Genomic DNA, 13,206 nt, shown 5'->3' on the forward strand with positions numbered 1-13,206 from the left:
GCTGATCTCGTCCAACGGCAGCTCCAGTCCCGTCATGATCGGTTTGGCTGTTTGGACTTTATAAATATCCCCTTCGATCACCCGTACCTTGTGATCCTCTTCTACCATCCACCCATGCTTTACCTTGCCGTTACGCTCATAGCGGATAATCATGACTCTTCTCCCCTGTCATGCGTTTTCTCTATCAAAACTTTAAAACAGATCGGTTGTCGTTTCCTTTGGCTTGGTCGTAATCTCTTCGATGACGGTGCGTGCTACCGCATCCTCGACAAGCGCCTCCACATCCAGCGCTTCTTCAAACCTGGCAGCGAGATACGGCTTTGGTCTTGTCACAGGATTTTTCGGCGTAAACACGGTGCAGCAATCTTCGTACGGCAAAATGGACAGCTCATACGTGTCGATTTTGCGCGCGAGATCGGTAATGTCGACTTTGTCCATCCCGATCAGCGGACGCAAAATCGGAATCGAAATCACCTTGTTGATTGTATCCATGCTCTCCAACGTTTGCGAAGCGACCTGTCCCAGACTTTCGCCTGTCGCCAAAGCCTTTGCTTTTGTATTTTCCGCTACACGCTCAGAGATCCGCATCATAAAGCGGCGCATGATCGTAATCAAATAATCTTCCGGACACTTTTCGCGGATAGCCGTCTGAATCTCGGTGAAAGGTACGACGTGCAGACGGATCGTCCCGCCCCATTTGGTCAGCTTTTGTGCAAGATCGCGCACTTTTTGCAGGGCGCGCTCACTGGTAAACGGATAGCTGTGGAAATGAATCGCTTCGAGTGTAACCCCGCGCTTCATCATCATCCAGCCAGCGACAGGGCTGTCGATTCCGCCTGACAAAAGCAAAAGCACTTTTCCGCTCACGCCAACCGGCAGGCCGCCTGGTCCCGGAATCGTTTCGCAGCTAATGTACGTTCCTTCTGCGCGAATTTCCAGATTGACAACCGTTTCCGGCTCATGCACGTCCACCTTGATCGCAGGAAGCGCCCGCAAAATGTGCGTGCCGACGATGCGGTTGACTTCCATCGAAGGAATCGGAAAACGTTTGTCGGCGCGGCGCGTTACGACGCGAAACGTGCGTGGCTCCGGGGTCAGCTGGCGGATCAGCTCAAGCGCTTTTTCCTTGATCGTATCCATATCCGGCTCAACCTGAATGGTCGGGCTGATGGAAGAAATCCCAAAAACGCGCTTCAAGCGGTCCATGACGGCGTAAGCATCTTCTCCGTGAAGCTCGACGTACATCCGTCCGTAGTTGCGTCTCACCTTTACCTTGAAAAAGGAACGCAGCACGCTTTTCACGCTTCTGGCCAGCGCATCTTCAAATTGATCGCGGTTTTTGCCTTTGAGGGCAAGTTCGCCATAACGAATCAAAATTACATCGTAGTTCATAATTATCTCCTTTAACCGTTTCGTTTTACGCTATTTTCGGCGATCTGGAACAGACTGCGGCTTGAGAAGCGATCGCAAGGTGCCCACACACGTTTCCAGCGCGGTCAAAAATTGAGCGATATCCTCACTCGTATTTTCCCGGCCCAGACTGATGCGCAGCGACGACAGCGCGCAATCACGCGCAATCCCTGCTGCTGTAAGCACGCGGCTCGGCTCGTTCACCTTGGAGGAGCAGGCCGACTTGGTGGAGACGAGAAAGCCGCGCTCTTCCAAAGCGTGCAGCAGCACTTCCGCCTTCACGCCTGGTACAGACAGGTTCATGATATGTGGCGCTGCGCCAGCTTCGGGCGTGTTGACGATGCAGCCTTCGATTCGCTCGATGCCTTCGCGAAGCTGCTTGTGCAAGTCACGCAGCCGGTCGACTTCCGCCTGGCCGAGTTCTTCTACGATCCGGATTGCTTTGGCCAAACCAGCGATCGCCGGAAGATTTTCCGTCCCTGAACGAATCCCGCCTTCCTGACCGCCGCCCATCATCAGCGGATGAATAATCAGTCCCTCGCGCTTGTACAAAATGCCTACTCCCCGCGGACCGTAAAACTTGTGCGCCGAGACGCTCAGCAGATCAATCCCGGAGTTTTGCAGCCGCAGCGGCACTTTGCCGATTCCTTGCACGGCATCCACGTGGAACAGCACCTTTGGAAACTGTTTCAGCCACTGTCCGATTTCCGCAACAGGCTGGATCGTCCCCAGCTCATTGTTGACGTGCATGACGGAAACGAGAATCGTATCCGGCCGGAGCGCACGCTTTACATCTTCCACAGATACGCGCCCTCCCCGGTCCACGGGCAGGTAGGTCACGTTAAACCCGAAGCCTTCGAGCTGCTTGCACACATCGTAGACAGCCGGATGCTCCACCTGTGTCGTAATGATATGCTTCCCTCTGTTCTGATATTGAAAGGCAATGCCTTTGATTGCCGTATTATTGCTTTCCGTGCCTCCGGAGGTAAAAATGATCTCCCCCTCTTTGCAACCAAGGTATTGCGCGGCAACCTTTCGCGCCTGCTTCAGCAGTTTTTCCGCCTCTACCCCTTTTTGGTGCAACGAGGACGGATTTCCGTAATAGTCCTCCATTGCCCGTCTCACAGTCTCCACGACCTCCGGATGAGGCCGGGTTGTCGCACTGTTGTCTAAGTAAATCACCAGTCCACACCTTCCCGAGGGCGCACTGCCCTAAGTCTACCCTTCATCATAACATGACTGCCCGCCAAGAACATACTGTCGAGTGTACTTCTCCTGTTATTTTCCCACATTTGGCCGTGCAAACAGCAGCTTCCCAAAAATCTGATCGAGCGTTCACACACTTTTCACAACTAAAGCGCTTACATCCAAAATTGGGCTATTTACAACGTCACAACCTTTCGTTAGAATTGTCAATAAATTTAGAAAAAATACAATCGCAAGGAACAAGGAGAGAACAGCCATGACAACACAAGCCATGCAGGAAAAAATCAGCAAGATGGAAGCCGAATTGAAAAGGTTGAAGGCGGAACTGGCCAAAATCAACAAGACCACTCCTCAATTCAACCGCAATGACGTCGCATATTTAAATGAGGTGTACAACGGGTGACTTTTCGCTTAATTTGCTTTTCATAGCGTGGGTGCTGGCACAACTTTGTTGCTGCAACCGCGCTATTTTTATGTCCAAAAGCACTGTTTGCGCATGGCGTTCGAGGCAAAAGGATGCCATTTTCGCGTCCGGTGGGAGTGCCGACCAATGGAGGATAGATTTACCGGATGAAAGCGGACCTGCCGACTGCGTACAATTGAAATGAACCACGTCACATATCACGCTACGGCATCTGAGGAGGCTTTCATGTTCAAAACAACACGCTGGAAACGTCTCGCCCTGCAGACTGCACTGGTTGCTGGCTTGCTCCCTGTCACATCGGCTTTTGCCCAAACGATTCAGGTTGTGCCTGGTGATACGCTCGGCAATATCGCCTACAAACACCAGATTACCGTCGAGCAGCTCAAGCTGGCGAATCAATTGACGTCAGACATGATTCTGGTTGGACAAAAGCTGTACATACCTCCCCGCTCTACCGTCTATACGGTGAAACGCGGCGATGTCCTGTGGAAAATCGCGGCCAATCACGGCGTAAGCATTCAAACTATTGTGAATACGAACAACCTGCAAACAATGGAAATTCTCATCGGGCAAAAACTGCTAATTCCAACGCAGGAACAGGCAGCGGAAACGCCAGCGCCTGAGCCAAAACCTGAGCAGGACAAATCGGAACAGGACAAGCCCTGGGTCGAGAATACACGCTATCAGGTTGTCAAAGGGGATACACCCTGGACAATCTCCATTGCCCACGGCATCCCTATGACCGAGTTTTTGCAAGCCAACAAGCTGTCTGAATCGGACTATTTGCAAATCGGCCAGATCGTCACGATTCCGGTGCACCACATCCCGCAAACAGCGACGGCTGGTGCCAAATACGGAGAATATCTCGACTGGTTCGAAGCTGTGCAGTACCTGTTCCCGATCAACGCAACTGCGAAAGTGACCGATTTTGCCACCGGGAAAAGTTTCATGGTCAAACGCACGATCGGCGCTTCCCACTCGGACACCGAGCCTCTGACTGCCGCTGACAGTGCTGCGATCAAGAGCATTTGGGGAGGCAACTTTTCCTGGAGCGTCCGTCCTGTCATCGTCGAGGTAAATGGCAGACGCCTCGCCGCTTCGATGTCGTCCATGCCGCACAGCATCGAGTACATTGCCAATAACGATTTTGACGGGCATTTCGATATTCACTTCCCCGGCAGCTTGCGCCACAATGACAACCAGGTCGACACGAACCATCAGGCCGCCATCCGAATCGCGGCAGGAAAATAGAACCTGGCTGTGCCAAGCCTGTTAAAAAGTATGAAAAGCCGTTTCGGCTGATGCGACCGAAACGGCTTTTTTACGTGCTTTCGCCCAAGAGGACTTGCGCTTATTTATACGGGATTTCCCCCAGATACTTCCCTGCAAACACTTCGGTAGCAGGCCCTGTCATGTAGACGCGATTGTCTTCCTCCCGCCAATCGATAAAAAGGTCTCCTCCAGCCAGATGTACTGTTACCTTTCTGTCGACTTTGCCTGCGAGCGCTGCTGCCACTGCCGCTGCACAAGCACCTGTGCCACATGCGAGCGTCACACCCGATCCACGCTCCCAGACGCGGAACAAAATTTCTTCCCGATTCAATATTTGGATAAATTCGACGTTGGTGCGCTCCGGAAACCATTCGTGAAACTCGATCTGCGGGCCGTATTTGCGCACGTCCTCGTCCCGGATTTCCTCGACGAAAATAATCGCATGCGGGTTGCCCATGGAAACAGCCGTCATCGTAAACACAGCCCCGTCCACTTCCAGCACTTCCTCGCGTGCCTGCTCCTCCGGGATGCCTGTCATCGGAATCGCCGCCCGCTCAAAGCGCGGTTCGCCCATGTCGATTGTCACCTGCTCGACTTTTCCGTCTGCCCCGAGCGAGACAACCGGCTTCATGATCCCGCCGAGCGTCTCGACGGTAAACGTCGTCTGCCGGGTCAAGCCGTGGTCGTAGACGTATTTGCTCACGCAGCGCAAGCCGTTGCCACAGTTTTTCGCCTCGCTTCCGTCGTTGTTGAACACACGCATGCGAAAATCGGCGCGCTCAGATGGCAAAATCAAAATCAGCCCATCGCCGCCGATGCCGAAGTTGCGGTCGCTGACCCGTCTTGCCAGCTCCGGAAGGTCCACCCCGGTCAACTTTTCTTTAAAACAGTTGACGTACACATAGTCGTTGCCCAAGCCATGCAATTTGGTAAAATTCATCTGCCACTCCCCGTTTTCTCTGTAATTTCTGACTCGTTCTTATATGGACTTATCTTAACACAACAGCTCCCTGTTTGGGGAAGTGGTATACTTACCAGTAGCGATTGAACAATCCTGACAGAAGAGGAGAAAACGATCCAGATGAATCACGCACCATTACGCTATGCGCTCGGCACCCAAAACGAAGCAAAACGGCTGGCGGTACAAAAAGCGACGGGAACAGACCCCATCTGTCTATCCGTCCCTTCCGGCGTGTCTGGCCAACCGATGAGCGAGGAAGAGACGATTACCGGAGCGATTAACCGGGCAAAAGCGGCCCTGGCCTCCGCACCCCAGGCGGACATCGGGCTTGGACTGGAAGGCGGCCTTATGTATGATCGGGAATTTACCCAGCAATGGTATTTGATCTCCGTCTGCGCAGCCTGGAATGGAAGCGAACTGTATCTGGGAAAAGGACTGGCTTTTCCGCTCCCCAGACAGGCAGCAGAACGCATTATGGCAGAAGGCATCGAACTGAATGTCGTCATCGACGAATGGGGTCAGACGACCGGAAGCAACCACCGCGGCGGGGCGTACGCCTTTTTGACGGGCGGGCGTGTCAACAGGGCGGACGTTTTTTGCGAGGCGGTCATTGCGGCAACCACTCCGTTTTTATCCCGCTTGTACACAAACTAAAGCGGGCAAAGGCAAAAACCTCTCCGGACTGTTCTATGCCCCGGAGAGGTTTTTTGCGGTCTGATGCTGCTTAGCGGGCCGTGTAGTACGGGTAAATCACCAGCGCTCCCAAAATGGCGAGTGCACCCACGATCATCGCCCAGGCGCCCAGTGTTCGCGAGCCCCGGCGATACGCCAGATAGCCAAGCACCATCCCGATAGGGGCCATGAAATACGGCATGAGGAACAGGGACAGGATCGATAGCCCCAGACCTGTTATGCCAATCCCGCTGGCTCCGCTTTCCCGACTGTCGTCGTCATCGTTGACCTCACGCCCAGAACGACGTGCAGGGATCGGTTCGGCGATTTCCGATGCTGCCTCGATGTCATCGTCTCGTACAGAAGCGGCCGGCGCACGGTCCTCCTGTGTCAGAACCTCTCCATCCAGGCGCTCGGAAAAATCTTTCTCCCCCCTGCCGTTTTCCACTCTGTCCTCCAGCTCGCCTGAGTAGCGCTCTGTCAAAGAGTGGGGGTCGTAGTGAATCCCTCGCCTGGAGCGTCCCTCGTGTTCGTCGAAGGCAGCCTGGGTCCAGGTTTCCACCGTAAACTCCCTGTCGTGCTGGTCTACGGTCTCGGAAAAGCCGGTATCTTCCTTCCGCTTCGCATTCATGCGTTCACGTCGATCCAACATACCATGCTCAGCCCCTTTTTTGGCAAAGGTTTTGTTAGTGAAGGAAGTAGCCTTATTGTCTGCCTGCGGTGTACAATTTAAACTGGAGGCGAGAGGATGAAACCAGAGAAAATCCTAACCATTGGCATTGATATTGACGGTACAGTGACGTCACCCAGCAGTATTGTGCCAATGATGAACGAGAGCTTTGGAAGAGATTTACGATATGAAGACTGTTACGATTACAATTTGGCCAACGTATATCAGATTACAGAGGCGGAATTTGAGCAGTGGCTCGACCAGAACGGGGAGCGCCTGTACAACGAAGCACCTGTACACGGAATTGCCGACCAGGTGCTGCGCAAGTGGTATCCTGCACACAAGCTGATCTACATCAGCGCCAGGGAAGCGCGTCATCATGACGTGACGCTGAACTGGTTTGCCCGTTACCAAATCCCGTACCATGAAGTGGATTTGCTCGGCTCCCACGACAAGCTGGAAGCTGCACGAAAATGGGGCGTGGACCTGTTTTTGGAGGATCGGCTGGAAAATGCCTTGCAACTGTCCGAAGCCTTGCAGATTCCCGTCTTTTTATTCGATACGCCATACAACCAGGCCCGGCTCCCCGAGCTGGTACACCGCGTGAGCTCCTGGGAGGAAGTCGACAGGAAGCTCAAGGCGCTTACGCTTGGACAAGCCCTTGTGTAACAGCGGCCCCCTGGTTATGCTTAGCAAAAAGACGTATCTCCATCGCGGGATACGTCTTTTTGAGCGCCAAAGCGCACGAGAAGGCCCTGCAATTGTCCGCGTCAGACAGCGGGCAAAAAAACGCCCTGTCCGCAAACAGATCGGGGCAGTTACTTCTTCTCAGACGTTTTCGGCTTGAACGTCTGGCAACAGGTTTCGGACGACTTGCTCGCATGATCCTGGTGGCCTGTGTTTTGCCCATACTCGCCGGCAAACTCTTCCTTCATTTTGTTTGCGCTGGCATGCGAGTCGATCTCTACCATGATTTCGTCGGCGCTGCAAAGATTGCCTTGCGCCCAATACTCACAGTTTGCTACGCTGCATTTTACTTGTGGCATAAGTTTTCACCTCCTAGACGCTATCCTTCACCATTCGTCTGGGGCTTATACTTATGAAACACAAACAGCCGCCAACAATTCCCATAGAAAAGAGGATGGTCTTATGCACGCTCCCCGTGTGGTCGTCATTACCGGGGCTTCCGGCGGTCTCGGTCAGGCGTTGACCCGGCTGCATCTGGAAAAAGGCGACCTCGTCATCGCCGCAACACGCAAGCCCGTCACCCACGAGTCCACTGTTTTTGCCCCTGATCCCAACCGCTTTTTTTCCTATACCGTCAATGTCGGAAACAACGAGGACGTCCGCCGCTTTGCTGCCTGGGTGCACGTCCGCTTCGGCAGGTGTGACATCCTCTACAACAATGCGGGCATTGCCGTGTTCGAGACGCTCATCGGCATGGACATTGACGAGTTGGAGGAAACGCTTCGCACCAACATTGCCGGCGTGATGTACACCACCCGCGCCTTTTTGCCGCTGATGCTTGACCACGGCTCAGGGCATATCGTCAATATCGCCTCGCTCGCCGGACAGGTCGCGACCGCCAAGGCATCCGTCTACGCGGCGAGCAAAGCGGCGGTGATCCGCTTTAGCGAAGGTTTGCAGCACGAGCTTGCCGGAAGCGGCGTTCGCGTCACCTGCGCCATGCCCGGACCGATCGACACTCCTTTTTTGGAAAAGGCAGACAGGACCGGGGCGTACCGCAGCAAGGTCGCCCGTTATTTGCTCACCGCAGAGGAAACGGCCCGCCACATTTACAAGGCCGTCCAATCCAACCGTTCCGAAGTGGCGATGCCCTATCGCCTGAAAATGCTGTCCGTGCTCTACGGCCTGTTGCCTGCGCGCATCAAACAGCTAGTCGCCCCGCTCCTCAACCGCAAGTAATGGTTTCTCCAGATCACGCAACACCCGGAAGGCCACAAGCCCGCACACGATGCAAGCAGCCGCCGCTGCCCCGAACAGTCCCTGTACGCCCAGTGCAGGGATCAGCACTCCCGAGACTGCCGCGCCAGTCGGCATGCCCGTACCTGTAATCGTCCGGATGCTCGTCATCACCCTTCCCAGCAAGGCATCCGGGACCTGTCTTTGCAGGTAGCTTCTATACATGATGTTATAGGGCGAAAAGCTGAAGCCGGCCAACGCCATCGCGATCATCGCCACCTCCAGCCGGGAAAAGAGCGCAAGCGGCATGGTCGTCATTCCCCACAAAACGATAATGCCCGCCAATGTCACACCAAGCGGTATCCGCCAGGAAATCGTCGCGAAAAACAAAGACCCGAGCAGCGCTCCGACCGCAAGCGACGACCAGAGCATCCCCAGCGCAACTGAACCTCCCGCCAACTCCTGGTTGGCATACAGCGGCAGCGCGACCTCAATCGGTCCGTATGACATATTGAACAAAAAGGTAAACAGCACGAGCGCCACCATTTGCTTTTTCCCGAACAAATAGCGGTATCCCGTCTTCATGTCCGCAAAGAGCGAGCGCAAAAACAGGCCGATCTGGGCGGGTTGCGCCGCCGCTTCCGGATGGGCGCTTTTTGTCCTTTCTTTTGGCAAGCGCCAAAAACAGAGTGCGCAGGCAAAGAAGCTTAGGGCATCAATCAACAGCACGTTTGCTTCGCCAATCAGCCCGATCAATACCCCGGCCAGCGCCGGACCGAACATGTAATGGATCTGCCACTGGCTTTCCATGAGGCCGTTCGCCTTGACCAGATGCTTTTTGTCAGCCACCAGCCTTGGCAGCAGCGACTGGGCGCCAGCCGTACTGAGCGGAGAAAGCGTGCCTGCCATCACAATCAACACGTAAACCCCAAAAAGCGGAACATGGTCGACCTGCAGCAAAGCCACCAGTGCAAGAAAAATCAGGCCGCGTGCTACATTGTCCAGCATAATCAGCTTTCGGCGATCAAATCGGTCCAGCAAAACTCCGGCCACCAGCCCCGCAAACACAGCAGGCAGCATGTACGCGAGCACGACGCCCCCCATCGCGGCTGACGAGCCTGTTTTTTTCATGACAAACCAGGTAAGCCCCATCCAGCCAAACTGATCGCCGAGTCCCGATAAAAACATGCCGAGCCAGTACATGCGAAAGGGCTGCTGTCTCCATAGCTCTTTCATCCCTGCATCTTCCTCTTTTGCCTTTTCCACTTATTGTATCCATGATATTATACTTTTTCAATAATTATATTTAGTAAATGAGTCGGCAGCCGGATTGAAAAACGCGCCCCTGGCAAGCGAGCGACATGCTTGCAGGAGCGCGTTTTTTCGATCCAATGTCCGGGAAAAATCGTGAAAACCGGGCTGGCTACGCTCGAAAATTCACCGAGCGAAGCACGTAGTTGCCAATCGCCCGTGTATTCAGGGCGTAGCCGATTCCCGGGCCATCCGGCACTGCCAGTTGACCTGGAGCGATCAGCTCGATGCCGCCCTCCACAATATCTTCCTCCCAATAACGGCTGGAGGCCGCTGTATCGCCCGGTATCGTGAAGTTTGGCAGGCTGGTAATGGCAACATTGTGCGCGCGGCCGACCCCGGATTCAAGCATGCCCCCGCACCAGACCGGAATGTTCTGCGACTGGCAAAAATCGTGAATCCGCTTCGACTCGGTCAGCCCGCCGACACGCCCGATTTTAATATTGATGATGCCGCAACTGCCAAGCTCGATCGCTTTTCGCGCATCCTCCACGCTGTGAATGCTTTCGTCCAGGCAAATCGGCGTGGAAAGCTCGCGCTGCAGCTTGGCGTGATCGATGATGTCGTCATGCGCCAGCGGCTGCTCGATCATCATCAGTCCGTATTGATCCAGCTCCTTCATCACGTCGATGTGCTCCAGCGTGTAGGCCGAGTTCGCGTCTGCCATCAACGGCACATCGTCGCCAAACTGCTTGCGGATCGCGCGAATCAAATCCACATCAAACCCTGGCTTGATTTTCACCTTGATTTTTTTGTAGCCTTCCGCGAGGTGCCGCTCGACTTTTGCCAGCACCTGATCGACTGTCGGTTCAATCCCGATGCTAATGCCGACGTCGATCACCGATTTGGTTCCGCCAAGCGCCTTTGCCAGCGACAGCCCTTTTTGCTTGCAGTACAAATCCCAGATGGCCCCTTCCAATGCCGCCTTCGCCATGTTGTTGCGGCGGACGGGGGCAAACAGCCGCTCTACATCCTCCGGCGTCTCAATCGGGTTGGCAAATAGCTTGGGAACGAGGAAGCGCTCCATCATGTGCCATACGGTTTCGGTCGTTTCTTCATTATAGTAAGGGTCCGGCATTGCCACGCTCTCGGCGTAGCCGACCTCCCCTTCTCCGTAGATGCTGACGAGAATCAGCTCCTTGACCAGCGTGTAGCCAAAGCTTGTTTCAAAACGGAAGCGAAGCGGTATGTGCAGTTGCTTAAGCTCAATGCGCTCGATTTTCAATGCTCTTCATCCCTTCTGTATTGATGTTCCACCTATCGGTCAGGTTTCTCCCGCAAACGGATAGATTTGGCGGCTCGTGTTCTCGTAATGGCGCAGCCGCTCCTGCACCTGCTTGCCGTCAGACTGGACCACGCCGTTGACGAGAAGGTTCAGCATGGAAAAAATCGCGGTCATTCCTTTCAGGGCGGTTGGCGCAGGCGCGTACACTTTCAAAACCTGATCGGCAATCGTGCCGACCGGAGACAATTCGTCGTCCGTGATTCCCAAAACGACAGCGCCTCGCTCCTTCGCTGCCTTGGTGAACAAAATCGTTTCATTGACGTAGCGGGGAAAAGAGAGCGCAATGACGAGCCAGCCCGCATCGATCCTGGTCAGCAAATAGTTCGCATCATCTACAGGGCCTTTGTACAGATGCACGTTTCCTTTTACCAAGTTGAGCGCAAAAGCGAGCCAGTGGGCCGGGGCGTAGGAGCTGCGGAAGCCGACGACGAGGATATGGCTGGCGGACATAATGCGCGTGATGGCTTGTTGAAGCTGTTCCTTTTGCAGCCCGCCCAGCGTTTGCCGGATGTAGGCGATATCCTGTTCCATGTTGAAGCGGATGAGATCGTCCTGTCCGCGAATATTTTCCGCCACCGCCCGCAGACTGCTGATCGCATCTGCTTTTTGCACGCGTTCGAGCAGGGAGCTGCGAACTTCATTTTGCAATTCGCTGTACCCGGAGTAACCAAGCGCGTAAGAGAGGCGAATGACTGTCGTTTCACTCGTCCCGCTCAGCGCTGCCACTACCTTTGCGGGCTTTTGGGCTACGATTTGTGGTTCAGCGAGAATGAATTTGGCGGCCAGCTTCTGCCGGGCGGTCAGTGTCGGAAAATGCTTGCGAATACGCTCCTGTACGTGTTCCATCGCTTTCTACTTCCTTGTCAACTATGGTAGGATCGGGGGCAGAGCGGCAGGCCGTGCAGGCAGCCTGTTTTTTACGCCCATGCTCAACTCGATGGCGGTGCCCATTGCACTGCATGTTGAAGTTCATACTTTACATTTTGATTTTTTTGAAGTTTATCCTTTTTGCAAATTATATCGGCAAAAAAAGCACGAATCAATGATTCATTCATGAATTTTTGTCCAACGAGAATGTACTTGTTGAGCGATAAAGAAATCGCCACTTGCACACACAAGCAAAGGCCCTCCCGGTTGCCGAGAGAGCCTTTTGACTTTTTGCCCATCGCATTACGATGTTTTCCACTTCGCCAATTCGGATGGAAACTTGTCGTTGAGCACCTTGATATATGTACCTTTCATGCCGAGCGAACGGGATTCCAGCACACCTGCGCTGGCCAGCTTGCGCAGCGCGTTGACGATGACGGAACGAGTCAAGCCGGCCTGGTCCGCCAGTTGACTTGCGACAAGCAAGCCTTCGCGCGCATCGAGCTGCTCCATGATTTTTTCGATGGCAATCTGTTCACTGTAGGACAGGGAGGACAGCGCAATTTTCGCAAACGTCTTGTCCCGTACTTCATTTTCAATCTGCTCGGTGCGCTGCCGAACGATTTTCATCCCGATCACAGTCGCGCCGATTTCGCCGAGAATCAGATCCTCGGTTTCAAACTCACCATACGCCCGCAGCAGGACGAGTGTACCCAGACGGCTTCCTCCTGCATTGATCGGCACGATGGTCGTCATCATTTGCGGGAACAACCCTGCCAGTTCTTTTGGCACGAAGCTGTACGGACTGTCGATTGGCTCGTTTGCCAGCGTCTGCGTCACTTCCAGCAACTTTTGGTGTACACTGCTTTGCAGTTGAGTGGAGGACTGGCCTTCCTCGTTCAGCGCAATTTCCTGGTTCAAGCCGCTGCCGAGAATCGTTCCATCCGCCGTAATGATGTAAACATTCGCTGAGATGACCTCAGACAGCAACTTGGCGAGATCCTGAAAGCCTACTCCGCTGCCCCCCATTGTCTTTTGCAGCATCACATTAATTTTCCTGGTTTTTTCTAACAAGTTCATAATAATATCCTCCTTGGAGTTCTTCATGCTCACAGTATTGTCAGAAAAATCCAGTCCTATACATGCAAATCATAAAATTGGAAAGACAACTCAGGGAATGTTCGTTCTGTTGACCATCGTTGGCG

16 protein-coding genes (1 of these 16 cut by a window edge) are annotated in these 13,206 nt (G+C 54.0%); 5 read left to right on the plus strand and 11 right to left on the minus strand.

Annotated features, from left to right (window positions below):
• The 3 genes in view from AAFJ72_RS15370 to AAFJ72_RS15380 are tightly spaced (at most 39 nt apart) and all read right to left on the minus strand, a layout consistent with a single transcriptional unit that may run on beyond the window.
• On the minus strand, window positions 1–153 hold the 5' portion of the coding sequence (locus AAFJ72_RS15370) for a fumarylacetoacetate hydrolase family protein (protein WP_432774575.1). 624 nt of this gene lie to the left of the window's left edge; the window shows 153 of its 777 coding nt (coding positions 1–153); the start codon lies at window positions 151–153; its stop codon lies off the left edge, out of view.
• 39 nt (window positions 154–192) lie between these two features.
• Window positions 193–1,392, minus strand: coding sequence for a tRNA uracil 4-sulfurtransferase ThiI (gene thiI, locus AAFJ72_RS15375; protein WP_122905390.1), 1,200 nt, complete (start codon window positions 1,390–1,392; stop codon window positions 193–195).
• 30 nt (window positions 1,393–1,422) lie between these two features.
• On the minus strand, window positions 1,423–2,592 hold the full coding sequence (locus AAFJ72_RS15380; protein WP_432774578.1) for a cysteine desulfurase family protein: 1,170 nt from the start codon (window positions 2,590–2,592) through the stop codon (window positions 1,423–1,425).
• 280 nt (window positions 2,593–2,872) lie between these two features.
• Here AAFJ72_RS15380 and AAFJ72_RS15385 point away from each other — a divergent pair, with 280 nt between their 5' ends.
• Together AAFJ72_RS15385 and AAFJ72_RS15390 are read left to right on the plus strand one after the other, a co-directional pair.
• Window positions 2,873–3,019, plus strand: a complete 147-nt coding sequence (locus AAFJ72_RS15385; RefSeq protein ID WP_170163449.1) for a hypothetical protein — start codon at window positions 2,873–2,875, stop codon at window positions 3,017–3,019.
• A gap of 246 nt (window positions 3,020–3,265) precedes the next feature.
• Window positions 3,266–4,291: a LysM peptidoglycan-binding domain-containing protein gene (locus AAFJ72_RS15390; RefSeq protein ID WP_432774580.1), complete on the plus strand. Its 1,026-nt coding sequence runs from the start codon at window positions 3,266–3,268 to the stop codon at window positions 4,289–4,291.
• A 100-nt stretch (window positions 4,292–4,391) separates the two neighbouring features.
• Here AAFJ72_RS15390 and dapF read toward each other — a convergent pair whose 3' ends face one another.
• On the minus strand, window positions 4,392–5,252 hold the full coding sequence (gene dapF, locus AAFJ72_RS15395; protein WP_432774582.1) for a diaminopimelate epimerase: 861 nt from the start codon (window positions 5,250–5,252) through the stop codon (window positions 4,392–4,394).
• A 141-nt stretch (window positions 5,253–5,393) separates the two neighbouring features.
• On the opposite strand from dapF, the gene AAFJ72_RS15400 reads away from it, so the two are divergent.
• Complete coding sequence (locus AAFJ72_RS15400) at window positions 5,394–5,927, plus strand: DUF84 family protein (protein WP_432774583.1); 534 nt, start codon at window positions 5,394–5,396, stop codon at window positions 5,925–5,927.
• 70 nt (window positions 5,928–5,997) lie between these two features.
• Here the strand turns inward: AAFJ72_RS15400 and AAFJ72_RS15405 are convergent, their stop codons facing one another.
• Window positions 5,998–6,597, minus strand: coding sequence for a DUF456 domain-containing protein (locus AAFJ72_RS15405; RefSeq protein ID WP_122905385.1), 600 nt, complete (start codon window positions 6,595–6,597; stop codon window positions 5,998–6,000).
• A gap of 96 nt (window positions 6,598–6,693) precedes the next feature.
• On the opposite strand from AAFJ72_RS15405, the gene AAFJ72_RS15410 reads away from it, so the two are divergent.
• Window positions 6,694–7,284, plus strand: a complete 591-nt coding sequence (locus tag AAFJ72_RS15410) for a 5' nucleotidase, NT5C type (RefSeq protein WP_432774584.1) — start codon at window positions 6,694–6,696, stop codon at window positions 7,282–7,284.
• Window positions 7,285–7,433: 149 nt separating this feature from the next.
• On the opposite strand, the gene AAFJ72_RS15415 is transcribed toward AAFJ72_RS15410, so the two are convergent.
• Entirely contained in the window at window positions 7,434–7,661 is a 228-nt protein-coding gene (locus tag AAFJ72_RS15415; RefSeq protein WP_122905383.1) for a DUF1540 domain-containing protein, read from the minus strand.
• A 103-nt stretch (window positions 7,662–7,764) separates the two neighbouring features.
• Here AAFJ72_RS15415 and AAFJ72_RS15420 point away from each other — a divergent pair, with 103 nt between their 5' ends.
• The gene (locus tag AAFJ72_RS15420) at window positions 7,765–8,541 is read left to right on the plus strand and encodes an SDR family NAD(P)-dependent oxidoreductase (protein ID WP_432774585.1); all 777 of its coding nucleotides are present in this window, start codon (window positions 7,765–7,767) and stop codon (window positions 8,539–8,541) included.
• On the opposite strand, the gene AAFJ72_RS15425 is transcribed toward AAFJ72_RS15420, so the two are convergent.
• The 5 genes from AAFJ72_RS15425 to codY form a co-directional block, all read right to left on the minus strand.
• Window positions 8,512–9,774, minus strand: coding sequence for an MFS transporter (locus tag AAFJ72_RS15425; RefSeq protein ID WP_432774587.1), 1,263 nt, complete (start codon window positions 9,772–9,774; stop codon window positions 8,512–8,514). The two genes, AAFJ72_RS15420 and AAFJ72_RS15425, sit on opposite strands and share 30 nt — an antisense overlap.
• Window positions 9,775–9,961: 187 nt before the next feature.
• On the minus strand, window positions 9,962–11,074 hold the full coding sequence (menC, locus tag AAFJ72_RS15430; RefSeq protein WP_432774588.1) for an o-succinylbenzoate synthase: 1,113 nt from the start codon (window positions 11,072–11,074) through the stop codon (window positions 9,962–9,964).
• Between the two features lie 39 nt (window positions 11,075–11,113).
• The gene (locus tag AAFJ72_RS15435; protein WP_122905379.1) at window positions 11,114–11,980 is read right to left on the minus strand and encodes a MurR/RpiR family transcriptional regulator; all 867 of its coding nucleotides are present in this window, start codon (window positions 11,978–11,980) and stop codon (window positions 11,114–11,116) included.
• An 83-nt stretch (window positions 11,981–12,063) separates the two neighbouring features.
• Window positions 12,064–12,246, minus strand: a complete 183-nt coding sequence (locus AAFJ72_RS15440; protein WP_432774590.1) for a hypothetical protein — start codon at window positions 12,244–12,246, stop codon at window positions 12,064–12,066.
• 58 nt (window positions 12,247–12,304) lie between these two features.
• Complete coding sequence (codY, locus tag AAFJ72_RS15445; RefSeq protein WP_122905377.1) at window positions 12,305–13,081, minus strand: GTP-sensing pleiotropic transcriptional regulator CodY; 777 nt, start codon at window positions 13,079–13,081, stop codon at window positions 12,305–12,307.
• Window positions 13,082–13,206 lie beyond the last annotated feature (125 nt).

It is taken from the genome of Brevibacillus gelatini, assembly GCF_050920745.1.
GTDB classification, from domain to species: Bacteria; Bacillota; Bacilli; order Brevibacillales; family Brevibacillaceae; genus Brevibacillus; species Brevibacillus gelatini.